A 20,674-nucleotide genomic window follows, 5' to 3' on the forward strand; every position below is an offset into this window, starting at 1 on the left:
TTGCCGATTATTCCTGCGTCTTAACTACTTTTCTAAGTCAAAAGTTTAATTTCGTTACGCACTGCACATTTTTTGAATTAATGTCACAAAAAAAGGCTGAATCAATCAGCCTTTCTATTTCTTGCCTCACTTAAACACTACAAGCTCACAACATTAATAACATTATTGATGTTGTTTCTACCACCATACATCGGCTTGAAAGCCGACAATAAAGTCGCTTGCCGCATCACCTTTACTATCTTTACTCGTCCAAGACTCAGGAAGGTAGGTGGCAAGTAGTCTAATTTCTGGCGCCACTCCAAGTGAGGTGGGAAGTATAAACGTTGGCGCGACAGTGTATTTTGTTTGCTTCCATGAATTACCATTCCAATTATTGTAAACGTAGCCAGCTTCTCCTTGAAGATAAAAGTGCTGACTTACTGGTATCGTGGGTCTCACCATTGCTGATGCCCAGTAGTTATAACCACCGTCGGTACGGGCATCACCCGTTGCCATATCGTTGTATTGCGCTTGAATGGAAGGGAACAAACTCACACCATTGTCAAATGTATATCCACCCCACAATAATACACGTGCAGAGGTATCATCTTCTTCTAATTGGGTAAGAAGATACGAGGCTTCACCTGCCTTTCCCCAGTCATTATGCTGCCCTTGTGCCAGAGAACCCGGGTGGTACGCATTATAATCTGTGATTGTTCCTCCTAATAGATTACCCGCTCCTAGACCCTTACCACCTTGTACTATTATCTTAGAAAACCCATTCCCAGGGATAGCAAAGAAACTGCTTAGATTGTAAGTAGCCGTCAAGTCGTAACCCGTTTCCGCCCACTCTTTACCCGTTGTATCCCAGTTGTCTGGCATCGCTTTTAGCAACGCTGATAACTTTAAGTTACCAAACGTTGATGAAATATTAAGGGCATGCATTAAGTTGTTTAGATTCGTAGCATTGTTACCAACGGCTGCCGGTGAAGTCGCCCAACGATCGACATCCTCATTCACTCGATCACTACCGATATACGCTAAATCAACAATAGAATCACCGAGCTCATAACCTTGAATACCAATACCCGTTCCTGACATGTCAGTGTAAAAGAAATCGGTCATGAATATGTAGTTATCGGCTTTGCCATATTCTCTTCGTCCTGCCCAAAACGTACCCGATGGGGTGATCCCATTAAGTTCGATAAATGCGTTACTAATACCTGCATCAAAGGCATCCGCACTAGACGTTAACGCCGATTCTTTACCAATTTTGCTAATACCAATATGAATTTTGAAGCTGCGTTCATCTTCAAATACCCACGTACTGGCAAAGTTTGCCTTGTAGTCATTGTCGGCTTCAATACCAAGTCGACCTAATGTCTCTTTTTGCCCAGCGTAGTTTGCACGTTTGAAATCATTCTCTGCACTGGTAATGACACCAGTCCTAAAGTATCCATGAAACTCAAACCCTTCTGTTTCTTGTGCAAAAACCCCGGTATTGATGCTCAAAGCGGCAACAACGCCTAACGCTAATCGTGATACTTTCATGTAAATGTCACTCCATTTTATTGTAAGCGCTTTCTTTGTGATCGTTAATGATTCTGATAAAGACGCTTAACCACTGCGATATATAACTGCTAGTATTTATTTGATATCGCTAATAACGTGATGTATTAGCGATATTTAGATTAAAAATTAACGAACAAGGCGGATGTTATCTAAGAATACGGTCAGGGATGCGTTGGGCTCTAAAACGAGTAAGTTTTTGACCTTAGACAAATCCACCGTGCTTCCTTTCGCGAATCGGTTACCGTTACTCACAAGTTGCGAAAGTGGAATTCGAACTTCCTGCCACTGCGCTCCCGCTTTCAAAGGCACTTCATAATCACCAGCAAGTGGCCAACCGCTGTCCATTTTGACTAATAACTGAGACTCACTATTTACCGTCGGAACTTTAATATCAAATACCAACTCACCGTTCTCCGCCCAATCACTTAAATCGAGTTCAGGAGTGATGAAATACGCATTACCGACTTTGCCTTTTTTAATTAATTCAATCACTTTTCCGCGTTTAGGCTCGTCAATGAATGACACGCTAACTTGACCATCCGGATCGTAACCACTCACGACAAGATGCTTATTTAGTTCATCACCAAAAATGGACAGTTCGGTACCTTTGCCGTAATCCTTGTCAGCAATAATAATAGGCGGCGCAGCATTTCCTTTTACGAACTTGGCGTCATCTGAAACGGTAGCGCACCCTTTGCCAGTATCTGGGTCTACACTACATTCAAATACGCGAACGTAATCAACCGCCAATGTTTGTGGGAAGATGTCATTATCAATCCCGCCCTCATTGCGATTGGCTGACCAAGAACCTCCAACCGCGAGGTTTATCAACATATGAAAACGTTCGTTAAATGGTGCACTTTCCTTTGCGGTGGTCAAAGAGCCATTTTCTTTGTACTGGCTGTACCAACCATCTTGCCGCTGCGTCGCAAAATGAATGTTATCAACATACCAACGGACTTCACCTTCTTCCCATTCAACCGCGTATGTATGGAAGCCATCGGCAGGGTTGATTTGATTTGGCAAGTGATAATCGGTACCAGAGCTCACATTTTCAGGCCATTGACGTCCATAATGTAGCGTGCCATATACACGACTTTCTAATTCACCTACTGGGGCATCTTCTATGTCAGTTTGTACCTTTAGGTTAACCGCTTCCATGATGTCTATTTCACCTGAGGCCGCCCACGTTCCATATTTTTGGTCCGTCGGTAACATCCATATCGCAGGCCAAGTGCCTTGACCGTGAGGCAACCTTGCTCTTATTTCAAAACGACCGTATTTCCAATCGCCTTTATTTAACGTACGTAACCTTGCAGAGGTGAAAGGCAATGTCGCTTTTGAGCGCATATCACCTTTATTATTATTGGGTCCGGTGAAGCTGCCTTCTTTGGCGACAATATGCAGAACTCCGTTATCCACAAATGAATTTACTTTTCGCTTGGTATAACATTGCTGCTCATTATTCCCTCCCCCCCAACAATTCTCTTCATGACTCCACTTCGACTTATCAATTTCATCCCCTTGGAATTCATCGTTCCAAACCATATTCCAAACAGCATCAGGACTGCCGGTAGGATCATTCAATTCTTCTTTAGAAAATGTCAGTGGTTCGCTGGTAGAACTACAGCCAAATAAGGCAATGAGCAGCGCAGAAGATAAAGCGGAACGTGTAGTTACATTCTTGATCATATTAATTCCCTGTACGACGACACCTTCCTTTTTACAATGGAAAGAACCCGCCTTTACGATTGATTATATTATTATGTTTACGATTTAAAATTAGGGGTGCAATTTCACAGATTGCATGAATATGTTTTTGGCTACCGCCGGATTCGTTGCCCTATTAACAAGCGACAAGGCTTCTTCAAATTTATTTTCCTGTACCAAATCGACAATTTCTAAGCCGTAATTATTCAGGTCTCGCTGAGTTAAACTGGCTTTATATTGTTCAAATAAACTGACGGTGATAGCAGGTAGCGCAGCCTTTTGTGCAACGTGCTCCACTTGTCCCGATTTGGATGTAAGCGGTAGCCTTTTTTCTATGTGATCGATGGACAGCGTTAACTTTCCAATGGCGCTATGAATCGAAAACGGCTGAAGTACACGTTTTTGCATTTCAATACTTTGACTGCGTTGCGCTGCAAACGATTCTGGCAGCTGCCGCAACGTCTCTTCACCGAGTAACGCTCGTGTGGTGTATATCACGATATACTTGGCGTGTTCGTTCATATTCATCAACACCGATAAGTGATAGCGCTCTGGATGCAAAATCGTCTGTTTTTCCAAAGCTAAATCATCACTTGTACTTGTGTAAATAACAGAAAAATTGCTATTAAGTAGCTGAACCTGAGGTACAAATACGTGGTTTTCTATATTGGCATAAACATCGAATCGAGTAATTTTACCAATGTCTGAAAGGTCATAAGCCTGAACAAACGACTTCCCAGTCGGAAGCTCGAAGGCTTGAGATCGACGACTCAGTTCGATGGTTAACTCATTTGTATGGCTCAACTTTTGATAATGCAACTCTGAATAGCCTTGACAACACAAGGGAGCTGCCGCTAATGCGCTCGTGCCAGAAACATCTGAATGATGAGGCGTTTGACTGCACCCTACGACGGTTGAAAGCAATATCGATGCTAGTAATGGTAACTTCATATACATTCCTTTGCCTTTTACAAACTGCAACACGCAACACTCAAAATAAAAACGTCGGGATAACTGAGTACACATATCCCCATATGCTTCCTCCCCCAAATAACACTATCCCGACAAAAACTGGTCAGCCTAGACGCTTAATACGTTAATCGCTATTAACGTATTCTTTGGTTTGATAGTTGCGCTATCGTACTGCACACAAAAAGAAAGCGCTTTCTTTAGTTGCTGAAAAAACAAAACTACTTCTTGATTAACTATTCAGTTAAAAATACAAGAAGTTAAGCAACTAACCCCTTTTACTCTTGATAATAGTAGAGTAATTGAAAATAACCTTTCTGTACACGGATGAACGGATTGCCTATCTTAAACCTTGAACAACGTCACCATAAAGAAAGCGCTTACAATTAGTAGTGTGTGTTTGGTCACTAAATCATCAATTTTTCCCAATACTGGCCGCCAAGAAATGAAATTCGCCACTTTGATCACGTTTTTCTTTTTGAAACATCGAACTTACGTTAACACATCACGGTATTACTATGATTCTGTTGTATAATTTCATCGTTAAATGATTAGGAATATTAGATTGATTACGATAAAAGAAGTCGCTGAACTCGCTCAAGTTTCTCAAGCAACAGTCTCAAGAACGCTTAATGGGCACGCTTCTGTAAAAGAAGCGAATAAAACTCGAGTATATGCAGCGATCGAGCAGTTGGGCTATAAGCCAAATGCGTTTGCCCAGGCGCTCGCTTCAAACCGCTCATGCAGTATTGGTATGTTGGTTGGGACCCTAGATGGCCCCTTCTATGGGCCGATGATGCACGAAGTGGAAAAGGTCGTACGTAAAGAAAACTATCACCTCATCATTACCAGTGGACATGAAAAGTATGACGAAGAGCATGAATCGATCCGCTTTCTGCGTTCCAAAAAAGTAGACGGATTAGTACTGACCGTCGATACCTTACCCGATAGTGAATTACTAGAAATTGCTAACGAAGTCGAAGCGACGGTGCTCATTAACCGCTATATTCCAGAGATCGCTAATCGTTGTATTTGGATAGATAACGAACGCGGCGGCTTTCTTGCAACCGAACACCTTATCCAAAAAGGCCACCAGCATATTGGCTGTGTGACGGGTCAGCTAAGTAAAGTCGACAGTCGAGATCGTCTACAAGGTTTTAGAAACGCGCTGAGCCAATATGGTATCGACTACAATCCACACGCGGTTGTGGAAGGACGCTTTGATCACAAATGTAACCATGAAGCTATTCGTCGCTTGCTCGACCGAGATATTCCTCTCACCGCAATTTTCTGTATGAACGATAATATAGCGATGACGGCGTATAGCTTGTGTATTGAACGAGGCCTCACGGTTGGCGAAGACATTTCAATTATCGGTTTTGATAACGTGTCATTCGGTCAATATATGACACCGGGATTGACCACCATTGACTTTCCTATTCAAACTATGGCAACCGAAGCCGCCAAGAAAGTCATGGGAATCGTACAAGGCAAGAGCAACGCGAAACAACCAAGTGCCCCTATTGTTCCAGATGTTATTGTTCGAGGCTCCGTGAAAGATTTAACGGAGTGATTGCTTCCGAAGTCGGAAAAACGTTTTTATTGTTGTTCAGTTTTCATTGCCAATCAATTTTTGTCGCGAACTTGTTTTATCACGAGCTTATTTTCGTCACGAGCTTGTTTTGTCACAAACCACAAAGGGGAGCACCAAATGGTGACTCCCCTTTTTATAATTAAGCCTAATCTTCTAGCCTAGGCAGAACGCAAAGTATTTTCTTTGCTTACCACCCCCAACGTCGCATAACGACTAGTGAATAGCCCCTATTGCATCATACTCATTGGCAAATTAACCGTTACTGCTTTTACGTGGTGACCACGAGAAAAGATAGCGTTGCTGAGCAGCGTTGGTATCGTCGCTGATTTTAGTCTTGTCACCTCACCCGAAACCATTTCAACGTCAATACTCATCTCTTTCGAATGGTTAATGACATACATGAATGGCACCTGACAATACGTAAATGCAAGGCTATTGACTGGCATTGCTATGCCTTGTCGCTTCCCTTCTACATCAAAGTAACAGAACGTGTTCGCTTGAGTAATAAACTCCTGTTTTTGTAACAACGTCGGCGAGATATGGATTTCACCATCCGTAATCTCAATGCCCAGTTCACCAAAGCGAGTTAGAATCTCTTCTTTCACTTGCCCTGTCATTCCAGGTTGCTGTGCACCAGCTTGTTTAGGAGTATGAGAATAAGGGTCTGTCGGGAATGCGCCATACACGTCTGGCGTTTTGTTAAACCCTATCCCCTCTCGGACGCGATAGTAATAACCTGCTAACTTGGCCGTTTCTTCGCTTTCCGGAGATTCCAAGTATGCACGTTGATAATTCTCTTGCACTGCGAGTAGCAGCTTAGAAACCATGTGCCAATAGATACAGCCCAAGCCTTCATAACCAAACATCGTGCCTGAACGACCCGTAAATGCTTTATGGTTAAACGTCAGCTCGTAGATGTCTTTTATTTGTTCCCAGTCCTGTTCTGTATGGGCAGGGTAATCATGCTTCACTTCTGCGATTTTTTCGATTAACTTACCCACGTTTTCAAAATCAGCATTAAAGTGTACCTGTTGGTTGCCACCCGCCACGACCAATCGCTTGTCATTGGCCGCTAACATGACTTGGAGCAACTCACAGTGTTCTAGCATCGCACTTGAGACTTGGTTTTTCTCTAAATAACTCGGTAACGCTCGATCTGGATAGAGCATTAAACTCTGTTGATCTTCCCGATACATATCACTGGCAAATAGCTTATCTAATAACGTAATAGCTTGCTTAGAATCCAGAATACCAGAGCTCAATATAGCAACCTGACCTTCTAGCATTGGATATAACTCCGCAACTTCAGCCGTGCCATGAGACAAGTCCAGAATATTGTAAGCATTGTACAAACCATCGCTGCGTTTGTTGTTCATAATACTTTGATCAAGTAATGACACACTTACATCCAGCAGCTCATTGATTTTGCTCATATCAACATTAGATTTACCGCTAAATCCATCCGCGTATACCCGTTGGCGATACGCATCTGCACTCTCTTCAAGATTGACTAACATCTGCTTGCGAAGCTCTGGTGTAATATCATTACTTCGTACAATCGTTAACATTTCTTTCAGGCGAGTATTGGTGTTCAATAACCATGTTGACACTTCGTTAGATAACTCAACACTCATTGACGCTTTACAGACAAGCTTTCGCAAGAAAGTGACATAGCGACGAATGTAATACAACGTCACCATCGACAAGCCATTACCGACAATCGCGTTATTCGCATCATTCCATTCTGGGCGCTGGGTATTAAGCCAAATACCACCATCAAGCACAAAGTTACTCAGCTTTGACAATAGAGGGACTAACAATTTTTCAAGCAAGTTGACTTGGTAGACTTCACCATTACTATCAAGTAGTAAGCGTCCGTCACTGCCTAGCGTCGCACTTAATTCTTCCGTTAATTGTTGCTTCTGAGTATTAAAAGAAACTGTGTCTTTCGGGTTTGCAAGTAACCCTTCTACATTACATAGCTCATAAGGCACATTGGCGTAACTATAGTTCGCGTCAGAGAGCCATGATGTCAGGTCATTATGGTGATATTTGTCAGCCAGCTCTAAAAACTTAAGTAAGTAAATGATCTGGTGATCACCCCAATAACCAATATTGCTCCAAGGGTCGTCCAGTTCCAATAATTCCCAGTCCACCCCTTCTTTTGTAATTCGATAAGGGTTATAACCATCGACCGTCGATGCGTTGACAAACTTAGCAATAAACGAACCGATAAAATGCGGATAACTCAGCGCCATGGCTTCCCAGTTTTGGAAAATATCGCGCCAGTTCCCTTGATAGGCAAGGAGTCGATTGCCCTCATCATCACGCACTTTAATTTCAAAGTGGTTCCATGGTCGGCTAGGGTCACCGTGCCTGCGACCGAACGTCAGCGGTAAATATTCGTAACATAAGCGCACAAGTTGGTCATCACCTGTCGCTTTAGCGGCTGCCATTAACTCCGGGTGCGTAAAGTTTGCATTTAAGGAGGCAATGAAGTCAGTGTGTCGTTCGAACACGCGACTGTTCATCGCCTTTAATGAGCTCATGACATCTGCAGCATCAAGGTGGTACCCCGACACAAACACACCGCCACGCATATTGTTAAACAATACATTGGCGTAATGGTGCACACTCGTTTCTTCATTTGATGTCAACTGCCAAGCGTCAGCACCTGACATTAACGTGACGAGATCCAACTGATTACGCGCGACATCCTCATGTACCAATTTTAGGAGGTCGTCACCACGATGTATCGACTGCCTTAGCTCATCGACTTCTACGTGGGTTTTGTCGATATCAGCAACCATCAGCCAAGCCTTTTTCTCTGCTGGCTTTAGTGCAATAGCTTGATGAACAAAATAAGCGCCACGTTCACCACGGGTGAGCTGTTCACGCTGTATCGGCAATCCTTTCCTAAATTGACCCAATGCTTTTGCACTCAGTAAAATATCGGCGTCATTATCGGTGATAGAAAAAGCGGTCGTGGTCCTTAGTGACTCTGCAGGCTCTGCTCGGTCACTAAGCTTTGCGTACATGCTATACGTTGCCATAGGCAGGTCATCAACGCGCTCGTTCCATTTGTAAGCATCAACAAGTGCACTGCGGGTCTGCAGCGCCTGTAATGGCGCCCCCGATGGAAGCAAGTTCTGGATACCATCGATCACTTCCATTTGAATATTCGTTTGCGATAAGTTTGTGATTTCCGTTTCTCTTACGAAACCAAATGTCTCACCACAACTCCAACTGTACTGATAGCGCAGTGCTAAAGAGTGGTTCACTTCCTCAAAAATAATTTTGTCACCCACAGAGTTCTTATATAAGTTCCTTTGAACCTCGTATCGCCCATCATGGTGCTCATTATAGGGTTCCCATAACAATGACGCCCCACCCTCTTGCACAACCTTGATGATGGTTTTCGCACCCGTGTTGTGGGCGCTCTCATGAATATGGTCCACTGAACGATACGGGAAAAGGGCGTTTTCTGGGCGAACACGTCCGGCAGACAATGCACCTGTAGACGAAATAAAAAACCAATGATTGCTCGCTGATACCACACTGATAAAAAACGGGGACATTTGGTCCACATCACTAATTTTGTAAAATCGCTCTCCGTCTCGATCAACAAACTGGCCTGATACGGCTGAATCACTCTCTTTTGTTCTATTTTCCATAATGTATATCACTTATTTGAAAGCGCTTTCTTATGCGCTAAAATGGGAATTAAAGGTTGTGGCAACGAGCGAAGTGCTCAGGTGCAATTTGTACAGGCTCAGGCATCTGGGTCTGGCACTGCTCTGATGCATTCGGACAGCGCATATAAAACGGGCAACCGACACTATCAGGCTTCCACAACGGTATATCCCCTTTCTTCACCATGAGTTCACGACGACCGGCTTTGCCAGCTTCCGGCACAGCTGAAAGCAACAATTTCGAGTAAGGATGCTGCGGGTTTTGCGTCACGTTATCACTTGCCCCCCACTCCACCATGTGACCGACGTACATGACTGCAGTTTTCTCGGCAAAATAACGAGCCGTAGCAATATCATGAGTAATGTACATGAATGAGATACCGTGCTTGTCCTTAAGGTCCGCCATTAAATTCAAAATCCCCAGTCGAACGGAGACATCGAGCATGGAAATAGGTTCGTCAGCCAAAATGACTTCGGGATCAACCGCAAGCGCACGAGCAATAGCAACCCGTTGGCGTTGCCCACCACTCAATTCATGAGGGAATTTTTCCGCCGTTTCTTTTACCGGTGATAAGCCTACCAATTCAAGTAAGTCGTATACCAGCTGGGGCACGGCTTCTTTTGCTGCACGTTTATGAATCAGTAGCGGACGTGCGATATGATGATAGATCGTATGCACGGGATTTAGGCTGCCAAACGGGTCTTGGAAGATCATCTGCACTTGGCGTGCGTACTCAAGAGCCCCATTTTGTTCAATGTAAGTGTTAAGCGGCACACCCTTAAAGCTAATGTTGCCGGACGTCTCATCGTAAATACGAGTTAGGATTCGAGCACCCGTGCTCTTACCTGATCCGGATTCTCCAACAATCGCTAACGCCTCACCTTTTTTAAGTTCAAAAGAGACATCATTCACGGCTCGCATTACATTACTTTTTGCCGATTGACCAAGAGGAAAATCTTTAACTAAATTATTGACGGAAAGAATCACTTCATTACTTTGCATCTTTCTTACCTCACATCAGATGACAAGCGACCAAGCGGTCAGCATCAGTTTGAATTAACCTTGGCTCTTCACGAGTACATACTTTCGTGCACTCGCCGCAGCGCTCTTGAAAATTACAGCCAGTCGGGATATTTAACAAATTCACAGGGTTGCCCGGAATGCCATAAAGGCGCTCTTTGGGTCCATGAATTGTCGGGAAAGAAGCAATCAACCCTTTTGTATAAGGATGCTTAGGCGAGCCAAAGACTTCGCTTGCGCTGCCCAGTTCAATCAAATTTCCTGCGTACATCACGCCAATTCGGTCGGCAATTTCACCCATCAAACTCAAGTCGTGACTAATAAACAAAATGGAGAAGCCAAATTTCGTTTTAAGATCATAAAGCTCGTTCAAGATCTCACGTTCTACGACCACATCTAACGCCGTGGTCGGTTCGTCCATAATAATCAACTTAGGCTCTAGCGCTAAAGCAATCGCAATGACGACACGTTGACGCATACCGCCGCTGAGTTGATGGGGAAAACTTCCCATTCGGTCAGCATGAATTCCTACTACTTCAAGTAATTCGGCACCACGTTCATGCGCTTGCTTGTAGCTGACCTTTTTATGCGCGAGGATCACATCCACCAGCTGCTCACCTATTGTGATAACTGGGTTTAAGGAGTTCATCGCACTTTGAAACACAACAGACACGTCATTCCAACGAAACTTACGTAGCTGACGAGCATTCATTTTCAGCACATCCTCTCCCTTGTAGAGGACCTCTCCTTCCGAGATTAATGCCGGTGCTTTGTGTAACCGTGAAATGGCAAACGCTAAGGTACTTTTGCCGCAACCTGATTCACCGGCGATACCTAAGGTTTCGCCAGGTTGAATGGTTAAGCTGACATTATTTACTGCACGTGCGATACCGTTTGGTGAAACGTAATCAACACATAAATTGTTAATTTCAAGTAATGCACTCATTATAGGCCTCGACGCTTATCTGCTTCTTTCTTAAGTTTGTGCCACAGCTTCATGTGTGGACCCGTCCGTAGTTTCGGATTACTTACTTGGTCGATAGACATATTGATCAAAGCAAGTGCACCGCCTGTAATAGCAAGAGCCATTGCAGGGACAAGCATTTCCCACCATGCACCGGTATAGAGCGACGATGACGTTTGTGCCCAATACAACATAGAACCCCAGCTCACTTCCGTCGCATCTCCCAATCCAAGAATACCAAGACCAGCCTCCGCGCCCATGGCGTAGATAACCGTTCCAAGGAAGCCTCCAAACACAATCGAGACCAAATTAGGCAGTATTTCTACTAAAATAATTCGTGCTTTTGATTCGCCCATTACCTCAGCAGAAATAATGAACTCTTTGTTTCTAATCGCCATGGTTTGTGAACGTATCACCCTCGCCCCCCATGGCCAGGAGGTAATCCCCAGCAAGACCGTTATCACCAAGGAACCGACCTGCCCTAAGAACGCGGCTAACACTATTAATAACGGCAATTGAGGAAAAACGAGAAAAACGTTGGTCAGAAAGTTCAAACGATCATCAATTTTCCCACCAAAATACCCAGACGATACTCCAACCAGCACCGCGATAGTCATCGCGATTACACCAGCACTCAATGCCACGGTGAGCGACTTTCTCGCACCATGTAATACTTGGCTGTAAACATCTCGCCCACTTCGAGTTGACCCCAAAATATGGTCCGCACTCGGAGCCATATGGGGTCTTGCTACACGCTTTTGAGGATCATGGGTCGCTAGTGAAGATGCGAATATTGCTCCCATCAACACCAAGCTCATTAATGTTCCACCAATAATAGCGGGAGGGTTTCCGTAAAAAAATGCGTAAACCGTACTTAACTTACTTTTGATATTTTTCCATGAAAAACGTGGTTCACGAGCCGCTAAGTTTGGCTGATTTGTGTACTTATGAGCATCAATTAACTTGTCCATAATGCACCCTAATTTGAAATACGTGGGTCGAGCCAAACATATAGAAGATCGGCAATAAAGTTCGCTGTTAATACAGCGGTAACGAGAATAAGCAAAATAGCTTGGATAAGTGGGTAATCACGCGCAATGATGCCTTTTAGCAGGATATTACCTAGGCCCTGATAGTTAAAAACCACCTCGGTCATGATGGAACCGGCAAACGAAAAGCCAATGGCCATCGCAATCGCCGTCGCGACAGGTAAAATGGCATTACGCCCTGCATAGCGATACATCACTCGAAAACTACTCAGCCCTTTTGCCTCCGCCATGGTGACGTAATCTTCCCCTAGGACATTGATCATGGCATTTCGCATATTAAAGACCCAGGTTGAGATACCAACAATGACCATCGAACCAACAGGTAAGATCGCATGCTTAGCCACACTAGAAATAAATTCCCATGTCCATGCAGGCTCCAAAGATGGGTCGTACGTGTACGCAAGCGGAAGCAGCTCCATTTTTAAACCGAAAAAGTAAAACAGTAATAAAGCGGTGACGATATAAGGAAAGTTACTGATAAATGCTAAGACTGGCGGAACCACCTGACCAAAGAAACCTTCACGACGATAAGAGGCATAAGTACCAATACTGACGCCGATGATAAGCGCAACAATTAATGACCCCAGCGCAAGAAACATAGTCCATGGCAACGCCATCGCCAACACGTCCGAGACACTCACTGGAAACATGAGAACCGAAGGACCTAAGTCCAGCGTGAACACACTTTTAATATAAGAGAAATATTGAACGAAAATATTACCATCTACAAAACCATACATTTCACGCACTGCATCCATTTGAGATGGATCCATACGTCCCTGAGCGGCAGCAAACAACGCATCTACAGGGTCGCCAGGCATCAGCCTTGGCAACATAAAGTTGAACGATATAGCGATAATAAATGCGGTAAAATAAAAGCCAAAACGGCGAGCTAAAAACGACATAGCAATACCTTTATAAAAGGGGCTAGCAAAGTGATAGCCCCAATGATGTCAGTTACTTAAGATGTAAATTATTAAGAATAATTACGCGCTTGCCACCGTCGTACCAGACTGGCTGGATATACGGATTTTTCTCGCTTGGCCAGCCAACAATTTTTGTTGAGTTGTATTGGAACCAAGTAGGGTTTGAAAATAGCGGAATAAATGGCAAATTCTCTGCTGTAAATGCTTGCAGCTCCGAAAGGATGGCTTGTTGCTTCGCTTTATCGCCAGTTTTGCCGAAACTTTCAATTAACTGATCGATTTCAGCACTGTTTACACCGTGTCCAGCATGCCAAGTTTTACCGATGCGAGAGGTCGAAAAATACTCTTGATAAGCTAAGATTGGATTGGTTGCGACCATCGACCAGTTAATAGACATTTTGTAATTACTGTCTTTTAGGTTGCTGTCATAAACGGCCCAATCGACGGTTTTAACCTTGGCTTTAATACCAACTTCTTCATAATACTCAGACACCATCTGAACCACTTGAATCCAGTCCGTCCAACCGTTGACCACTTCAATATCAAACTCAACCGTGTTACCAGATTTATCGTCTCTAAAGCCATCACCGTTGCGGTCTTTAATCCCCGCTTCGTCGAGTAAAGCCTTCGCTTTATCAACGTCATATCGAGTAAGTTCAGAGAATTTATCATTTACGCGCTTATCGATGCTGCTCATATAGAGCTCCCCAATACCACCGACGTTAAAGTTGGCAGTTGGGTAGCCGTAAGCGGCAATGTCTACAATCGCTTCACGATCCAATGCCATGGATAACGCTTGGCGTACACGTATGTCGTTAAACGGTTCTTCTTTGGTATTCACATACAAATGGATAGCGTCATTCGCCGGATACCAAAAGTGATGCTCGCTTGGGTTTTGAGCGACAAAGGTCGTTTCAATATCAGCAATAAAGTTTGAACCCCAATCAATCTCACCTTTGATCAATGCTGGTTGAATTTGAGAGTTGTCGTTGTATGAACGGTACGTAATGCAATCTAGATGAGGTAAATTTGCGAGGTAATAATTAGGGTTTCGGCATAGCTCAACTTGTTGAGGCTTAACATACTTCACCGTTGTCATTGGACCGCTACCAATTGGATTCGGGTTAGTAAATGTCGTTAAGTCTTTTGCCTGACTCCATACTGCTTTTGGAACAATATGGTATGAAGGGAAGTTCCACAAAAATGTTGAGTCGGCTTCATTAAGTTCGAATGTCACGGTACGGTCATCAATTACATTCACCGAAGCAAGGTTTCCACCTGACCAAATACCCTTTTGGTCAAAAGCTGGCGCTGTTTTAGTCATCGTGAAACTAAACGCCACATCTTCCGCAGTCAGTGGGCTACCATCTGACCATTTTAAGCCATCACGCAGTTTGACGGTGATGGTTTTAAGATCATTAGAATAATCTGCAGACTCTGCCAATCGCCAGTTCGTTTCACCCGTCATATTATTAAAAACCATTAAAGGTTCAAACATCACACCGTGATAGAGATCTTTTGTTGTATATGGATTGAAATTGTCAACAAACCCCGTATTGATGATTGGAACGGTCAACGTCCCGCCCTGTTTAATCTCTTCCGCTTGCGCGCCAGCAGCCATTAAAGCTCCACATAATACTGAGGCGATGAGAGTTGTTTTTTGCATCTCTGAATCCTTTTCTTTTAGAGTGAATAAGCGCGGTCTTCAAATTTCTCGTCATATAGGGGGGTTAACACATAAAAAGAAAGCGCTTTCTTTTAGAGATACTATTCAATGCCGCCTCGGATAACAAAGGGTTAAACAATAAACCTCGAACAGATCACACAAAGGTAAAACTAGTAGAATCAACACCTTAACTATAAATACATGAGTTAAACATATAGAATTTAAAAAATAAAAGCTTAAATATCAATAGGTTGAACCACATTAACTCAGTTAATCACTAATATACAGAAGTGTGACCGCTCTAACTTTATGAAAGCGCTTTTATTGTTCAATATTACTAACGCCTTCTTTCAATATGGTAACGCCGCCTAATATAAACTTTAAAAACATAAGGTTATGGTATAAATCATTCCTTAATTTCTCATTATTCATAGTGACACTACTGTTTGAGTGTGGAGTTTGTGGCATAATTTTGAAAACGCTTACATCAGGAGGCACTATGACGATTCACTTTTGGAACGGAAATAAATCTAAGCCGCGTCAGGATTTTGAGCGTAGCCTACTTCAAAAAATACTCCTGACTACTTCGCGATCAGTAGATGACACTTTACTCTTTGATGACTGTAGTGATTATCCCAACGCGGATGATGAAGGTAATATATTCCAGACAGGGGTTGATATTTTAGTCACGGTTAAGGGGAATCAGAAATTTTCTGGGAAGCCATTTATAGAGATCAATCGATCGTTAACGAAAGCGTTGCTCGGCCAGCGAATCCTATTCATTCGAGCTGATGACCAAGCTCGTTTTCGCTCCATCCAATCCATTAAACAGTTAAAAGTTGGTATACCTGAGACCTGGGTAGACGCAGAGTTATTTCGGCACAACGGTTTCAATGTTGTCGAAAAAGGCAACTTTGATGGCCTCTTTACCCTGTTATCCGATAAGAGTTGTGATTTCGTCTGCTTTGGTGCCAATGAGGCGCTAGATATTTATCAGCAACGTGTCGATGACAAAAAGAGCATCATCCTCCTAAAAGACAAAATGATCCTCTACCCCTTCCCACTCGTTTTCTACGTCAACGCCAATCGTCCTGACCTTGCTAAGCGAGTCGAACACGGTCTTCAAGTATTGGAAAGAACGGGGGAATTTGAAGCATTATATCAAGAATACTTTGGTGATATTGAGAACGAGTTGGCGTTAGATAAGCGCGAGGCACTACCGCTACACAACCCATTTATCTAGTGCGAACAAAAAATTAGTTAACATTGTAATACCAGAAAACAACAAAAAGAGGCGACACTACGTCGCCTCCATATACACTGCCGGTTTCTCCCAATAAGAATGCTTACGGCGCAGAATCAATCTCAACAGGTTGGTAATGTTTCCCTTCCAGCTTGAGCCATTCTGGTAACACCGTTCCCATTGAAATGGAGGACCATGTACCTGAGAAGATGCCGATGAACATGGCGGTGGCAAACCCTTGTAGTGCGTCACCGCCTAAGAACCAAAGTGCTCCTACCGTCATTAGCGTGGTACCCGATGTCACCATCGTGCGGGCAAACGTCCCTAATACCGCTTGATCACTGACTAACGCGGTCTCTTCGTGAGGTTTGAACTTCAGAATTTCACGAATTCTATCGGCAATGATGATCGAGTCATTCAGTGAATAGCCTAATATCGCTAAAATGGCAGCGAAGACCGTAAGATTAAACTCCATTTGAGTCAGGGCAAAGAAGCCTAAGACTAACACCACATCATGCAATAACGCCGCCAGTGCACCACTCGCTAGGCGCCATTCAAAGCGGAAGCTCAGGTACCCTAGAATACTCAGCAATGATACCAACAGCGCCAATCCCCCTTGATCGTAGAGATCTTGACCAACTTGCGCGCCAACGATGCTATCGCTCACAATACTTGAATCAGGATATGCCTTCGCGAGTACTTGTTTAAACTCTTGGTGCACCGCATCACCACGGTCAGCCGAGTAACGAATGGTCCAGCGACCTTCATCACCGGACTTAGTGACAGAAATACCCTCACCGAGTACCGGGCTTAATGTCTCGCGTAACTCAGTTTGAGTCGTTGATTGCGCTAGCTGGACTTCCGAAACAACGCCACCAGTAAAATCTAAGCCCAAATTCAGGCCTTTGACACCAACCACAATGATGGATAACACCACTAGAGCAATTGACAGTAGGTTAGTGAAATAACGAATTGAACGAATATGAGTGGTTAGATAATTTTTCATCATTATACCCTTACTTCTCTGCGAGCATCTTTGCCCCACACAAGATTGATGATGGCGCGAGAAACAAAAATACCGGTAAACATACTGGTCAATAGACCTAGACCTAGCGTCAAAGCAAAGCCCTGAATTGGACCATTACCCATTGAGTACAAGATAACCGCAGTAATCATCGTGGTGATGTTGGCATCTAGGATAGTGGCAACGGCTGAATTAAAACCTTGGTCAATAGCCTGAGCAAAGCTTCTCCCCTCGGCGAGTTTGTCACGTATTCTTTCAAAAATGAGCACGTTGGTATCCACTGCCATACCCACAGTAAGTACTAAACCAGCAATACCCGGCAAGGTTAATACCGCACCAGGAACCAATGCAATTAGCCCTAACAAACAGCTCATGTTGAGCATTAATGCCACATTTGCAACCCAACCTAAACGTCGGTACCACAGCGCCATGAATGTTAGCGTTAGCCCAAGACCTAGCGCCAGCGCAGCAAAGCCATTTTGAATGTTTTCAGCACCGAGAGACGCACCGATGGTACGCTCTTCAACTATTGTGACTGGTGCTGTCAATGAGCCTGCACGTAGCAATAGTGCAAGCTGCTGTGCTTCTTCTAAATCACCAGATCCGGTAATTCTAAACTGGCTACCAAGCTGAGACTGAATGGTCGCCACACTGATAACTTTCTCGCTTCTTTGGGTTTCTCCACGAGCATTCACACCATATTCGCGATACACCGTTGCCATAGGTTTACCAATGTGAGTGGCAGAAAAATCACTCATCATTTTTCCACCCATGTGATCGAGGGAAATATCTACTTCCGGACGATGCATTTGGTCAAAGCCAACTCTGGCGTTGACGATATGCTCACCAGTGAGGACTGGCTTTTTCACAAGAACAACCATGCTGCCTTGCTCGTCTTTTACTCTCAGTGTGGAAACCGCTTCACCACCCGGCGTTTTGACTTCATAAAATGCTAAGCTCGCCGTCGCGCCGATAACCCGCTTGGCCATGGAAGGATCTTGCACACCCGGCAATTCAATGCGAATACCCGATTCACCTTGGCGCTGCACTAATGCTTCAGTAATCCCTAATTCCTCAATACGTTGACGCATAATTTTTAGGTTCTGCTGCATTGTGAGGTTAAGAAACTCACTACTATTTTGCTCACGCAGAGTAATAGAGAGTCCTTCACTGTCGCCTTTAGCTAGCCACTCAGGGTATTGGCTATTGATGAACTGACGTACGGAGACTTCGTCAGCTTTATCTTTGGTGCGCACTAACATGCCATTACTATTTTTAGGGCTAACCGTGACACCAAATATTCGTTGCTCGCGCAGTGCTTGCTTGACTTCATCGATAACGGCATCGCGCTGCTCAGAAATCGCTTGGTCAACATCCACATTCAGCAAAAATTGAACACCACCACGCAAGTCAAGACCTAGCTTTATTGGAGCAAAACCCATCTCTTTTAGCCATGCTGGCGCAATCGACGTGTAGGAATAAGAAAGGCTATCACCTTTGCCGATTACGTCATTGAGGGTATTCCTGGCTTTAGTTTGATCCGCTTCATCATTAAAAACTAGCGTCGCTTTGTTGCCTGTCAGCGCTATCGATTCGGCTTTAACACCTTGAGCATCCAGTAAACTGCTAATTTTGAATGGAGTGTCGAACTGGCTGCTGCTATCCGTAAACTTCAGCTCAATGGCGGGCTTCTCACCATACCAAGATGGCAAGGCACTTAACGCTAACAGCAAACACGTGGTAATAAGGACCAAATATTTCCATTTGGAATAGTGGTTCAAGCGCTTTAGTGGTTTATTTTTTACACGCATAATTCTTCCTCAGCACTGAGCTGATAATTAAAAATTGACCTTTGGAGCGGAGAAAAAATCAGACCATTCACGCATCGTGAACCCTCTATTATTTTGTTATCCGCACATTGTTATTAGTTAATTTAGAAGCGTTATGCGTACTGCCCATTCAGGGCAACATAGAAGGTATTACTGTCTTTCCAACCACTGACACGGTGATCACTGATATGGAAGTAATAATGAGCAAATGAGAGGGGAATATCTGTAATTAAGCCGACCTTGAAGCAGCAATAAGCATCGCCAACTTCTGTGACGACGCCAAAATTTGCCGATTCAAACTCATGGGGTTCGTTGCCGTTACTGATCCAACGAAGGTTCGATAAAATCGCTTTAATTCGATTATCATCAGAATGCGTGGACATCGGGTGAGCAGGTTGAGACGACGTCTGATTACGGTGAGGGATCGGAATAACATCCGGCGTAAATGACGATGTACCCTGCCCTGAGACAACATCTGAACCCATGTCAGAAGATATGCTAGGCTCTGTTGCTACAGAGCGACTGTTAAATTCAAAGGAAGTGGCAGCATAGTCCGTATTCGGAGCCTCTGTTAATTTTTCAGACGCAGTGACTCCAAAGGACGTAAGAACTACGACACAAAATGAAAGCACAAACGACAACAAGGACTTCGACACAGCTTAACCTCAATGAATTTACGCCGCCATTATTCGCCCATCTGAGTACAAACACAAATAAAAAATACTAAATTCATCACTGCAATTAGCCCCTGTCATCTTGAGGGAACAAAAACTGACCACTATAGTAAATACAGAGGCGCTGAATAATTCAGGCTCTTAATTGCAGGTGAATAATGGAACTGTCGCAAAATGAACGACTTACATTAGTGAAATACGCCCTCACCATTCTTGATGGCTGGGGTGCCTCAAATATCCAAACAGAAGCAATATTAGAGCTTTCTCCCGCCCAACATGCCCGCCTGAAAATTACGCCAGCTACGGTTGCAGTTACCCCCTCAACGATGGAGAGAATCCACATAATTGTTGAAATAGATGGCTATTTACGTACCGCGTTTGACAACTCGCACTTCATCAATAACTTTATTAATGTTCGCAGTAATACCAACCGTTTCAACGGTTATGCACCCATTGAGCATATTGAATGTGGTGAAATTAGCGGATTACAGCGACTTAAACAATGCGTTCAAGATTTAGCCAGTGATGTACAAAACCCAACATCTTAATATGTTAAACACTCAAAGGGGGCGCATCATTAACCCTGAAGCTACGAATTAATATTGCATCAGATACCACCAGCCACACATAAAACACCCTAATTATCAAACATGCAAACCAACACAATGAATATCTATCGTGGTGACAAAATTCGCTAGTTGATGTCTCTTGGAAACATCAACTAGTATGCGCTGCAAGTTAAGAGCGGGCGAAAAGCGTCCT

General features: G+C 43.8%; 15 protein-coding genes. 3 read left to right on the top strand and 12 right to left on the bottom strand.

Annotated features, from left to right (window positions below):
- Nucleotides 1-177: 177 nt before the first annotated feature.
- The 3 genes from MD535_RS10410 to MD535_RS10420 form a co-directional block, all read right to left on the bottom strand.
- Nucleotides 178-1,530 (bottom strand): carbohydrate porin, encoded by a 1,353-nt coding sequence (locus MD535_RS10410; RefSeq protein ID WP_265674969.1) that lies wholly within the window; start codon nucleotides 1,528-1,530, stop codon nucleotides 178-180.
- 147 nt (nucleotides 1,531-1,677) lie between these two features.
- Nucleotides 1,678-3,243: a glycoside hydrolase family 16 protein gene (locus MD535_RS10415; RefSeq protein WP_265674970.1), complete on the bottom strand. Its 1,566-nt coding sequence runs from the start codon at nucleotides 3,241-3,243 to the stop codon at nucleotides 1,678-1,680.
- Nucleotides 3,244-3,333: 90 nt separating this feature from the next.
- A complete protein-coding gene (locus tag MD535_RS10420) occupies nucleotides 3,334-4,212 on the bottom strand; it encodes a MalM family protein (RefSeq protein WP_265674971.1) in 879 nt (292 codons plus the stop codon).
- A gap of 583 nt (nucleotides 4,213-4,795) precedes the next feature.
- Between MD535_RS10420 and MD535_RS10425 the strand changes: the two genes are divergently transcribed.
- Nucleotides 4,796-5,803 carry a LacI family DNA-binding transcriptional regulator gene (locus MD535_RS10425; RefSeq protein WP_265674972.1) on the top strand — a complete coding sequence of 336 codons (1,008 nt, stop codon included), beginning with the start codon at nucleotides 4,796-4,798 and terminating at the stop codon, nucleotides 5,801-5,803.
- Nucleotides 5,804-6,051: 248 nt separating this feature from the next.
- Here the strand turns inward: MD535_RS10425 and MD535_RS10430 are convergent, their stop codons facing one another.
- Genes MD535_RS10430 through MD535_RS10455 form a run of 6 tightly spaced genes read right to left on the bottom strand, consistent with a single transcriptional unit; the run spans nucleotide 6,052 to nucleotide 15,142 of the window.
- Complete coding sequence (locus tag MD535_RS10430; protein WP_265674973.1) at nucleotides 6,052-9,498, bottom strand: hypothetical protein; 3,447 nt, start codon at nucleotides 9,496-9,498, stop codon at nucleotides 6,052-6,054.
- Nucleotides 9,499-9,547: 49 nt separating this feature from the next.
- Nucleotides 9,548-10,519, bottom strand: coding sequence for an ABC transporter ATP-binding protein (locus tag MD535_RS10435; protein WP_265674974.1), 972 nt, complete (start codon nucleotides 10,517-10,519; stop codon nucleotides 9,548-9,550).
- A 10-nt stretch (nucleotides 10,520-10,529) separates the two neighbouring features.
- Nucleotides 10,530-11,483 (bottom strand): ABC transporter ATP-binding protein, encoded by a 954-nt coding sequence (locus MD535_RS10440; RefSeq protein WP_265674975.1) that lies wholly within the window; start codon nucleotides 11,481-11,483, stop codon nucleotides 10,530-10,532.
- A complete protein-coding gene (locus MD535_RS10445; RefSeq protein ID WP_265674976.1) occupies nucleotides 11,483-12,472 on the bottom strand; it encodes an ABC transporter permease in 990 nt (329 codons plus the stop codon). Before MD535_RS10445 ends, MD535_RS10440 begins: the two co-directional genes overlap by 1 nt.
- 8 nt (nucleotides 12,473-12,480) lie before the next feature.
- Nucleotides 12,481-13,455, bottom strand: a complete 975-nt coding sequence (locus tag MD535_RS10450) for an ABC transporter permease (RefSeq protein ID WP_250616460.1) — start codon at nucleotides 13,453-13,455, stop codon at nucleotides 12,481-12,483.
- A gap of 52 nt (nucleotides 13,456-13,507) precedes the next feature.
- Nucleotides 13,508-15,142, bottom strand: coding sequence for an ABC transporter substrate-binding protein (locus MD535_RS10455; RefSeq protein WP_265674977.1), 1,635 nt, complete (start codon nucleotides 15,140-15,142; stop codon nucleotides 13,508-13,510).
- A gap of 499 nt (nucleotides 15,143-15,641) precedes the next feature.
- Between MD535_RS10455 and MD535_RS10460 the strand changes: the two genes are divergently transcribed.
- Nucleotides 15,642-16,385 (top strand): type 2 periplasmic-binding domain-containing protein, encoded by a 744-nt coding sequence (locus tag MD535_RS10460; protein WP_265674978.1) that lies wholly within the window; start codon nucleotides 15,642-15,644, stop codon nucleotides 16,383-16,385.
- A gap of 103 nt (nucleotides 16,386-16,488) precedes the next feature.
- Here MD535_RS10460 and secF read toward each other — a convergent pair whose 3' ends face one another.
- The 3 genes from secF to MD535_RS10475 form a co-directional block, all read right to left on the bottom strand.
- Nucleotides 16,489-17,391: a protein translocase subunit SecF gene (gene secF, locus MD535_RS10465; RefSeq protein ID WP_265675014.1), complete on the bottom strand. Its 903-nt coding sequence runs from the start codon at nucleotides 17,389-17,391 to the stop codon at nucleotides 16,489-16,491.
- A gap of 2 nt (nucleotides 17,392-17,393) precedes the next feature.
- Nucleotides 17,394-19,220, bottom strand: coding sequence for a protein translocase subunit SecD (gene secD / locus MD535_RS10470; RefSeq protein ID WP_265674979.1), 1,827 nt, complete (start codon nucleotides 19,218-19,220; stop codon nucleotides 17,394-17,396).
- 131 nt (nucleotides 19,221-19,351) lie between these two features.
- Entirely contained in the window at nucleotides 19,352-19,894 is a 543-nt protein-coding gene (locus MD535_RS10475) for a hypothetical protein (protein WP_265674980.1), read from the bottom strand.
- Nucleotides 19,895-20,070: 176 nt separating this feature from the next.
- Between MD535_RS10475 and MD535_RS10480 the strand changes: the two genes are divergently transcribed.
- Entirely contained in the window at nucleotides 20,071-20,460 is a 390-nt protein-coding gene (locus tag MD535_RS10480; protein WP_250616466.1) for a hypothetical protein, read from the top strand.
- Nucleotides 20,461-20,674: the final 214 nt, after the last annotated feature.

Origin of the sequence: Vibrio qingdaonensis (assembly GCF_026191675.1) — a bacterium.
Classification (GTDB): domain Bacteria; phylum Pseudomonadota; class Gammaproteobacteria; order Enterobacterales; family Vibrionaceae; genus Vibrio; species Vibrio qingdaonensis.

Coding starts and splice junctions, on each gene's coding strand:
- secF (WP_265675014.1), bottom strand. CDS start 17,391: ATGAAAAATTATCTAACCACTCATATTCGTTCAATTCGTTATTTCACT.
- MD535_RS10430 (WP_265674973.1), bottom strand. CDS start 9,498: ATGGAAAATAGAACAAAAGAGAGTGATTCAGCCGTATCAGGCCAGTTT.
- MD535_RS10420 (WP_265674971.1), bottom strand. CDS start 4,212: ATGAAGTTACCATTACTAGCATCGATATTGCTTTCAACCGTCGTAGGG.
- MD535_RS10460 (WP_265674978.1), top strand. CDS start 15,642: ATGACGATTCACTTTTGGAACGGAAATAAATCTAAGCCGCGTCAGGAT.
- secD (WP_265674979.1), bottom strand. CDS start 19,220: ATGCGTGTAAAAAATAAACCACTAAAGCGCTTGAACCACTATTCCAAA.
- MD535_RS10440 (WP_265674975.1), bottom strand. CDS start 11,483: ATGAGTGCATTACTTGAAATTAACAATTTATGTGTTGATTACGTTTCA.
- MD535_RS10415 (WP_265674970.1), bottom strand. CDS start 3,243: ATGATCAAGAATGTAACTACACGTTCCGCTTTATCTTCTGCGCTGCTC.
- MD535_RS10450 (WP_250616460.1), bottom strand. CDS start 13,455: ATGTCGTTTTTAGCTCGCCGTTTTGGCTTTTATTTTACCGCATTTATT.
- MD535_RS10455 (WP_265674977.1), bottom strand. CDS start 15,142: ATGCAAAAAACAACTCTCATCGCCTCAGTATTATGTGGAGCTTTAATG.
- MD535_RS10445 (WP_265674976.1), bottom strand. CDS start 12,472: ATGGACAAGTTAATTGATGCTCATAAGTACACAAATCAGCCAAACTTA.
- MD535_RS10480 (WP_250616466.1), top strand. CDS start 20,071: ATGGAACTGTCGCAAAATGAACGACTTACATTAGTGAAATACGCCCTC.
- MD535_RS10435 (WP_265674974.1), bottom strand. CDS start 10,519: ATGCAAAGTAATGAAGTGATTCTTTCCGTCAATAATTTAGTTAAAGAT.
- MD535_RS10410 (WP_265674969.1), bottom strand. CDS start 1,530: ATGAAAGTATCACGATTAGCGTTAGGCGTTGTTGCCGCTTTGAGCATC.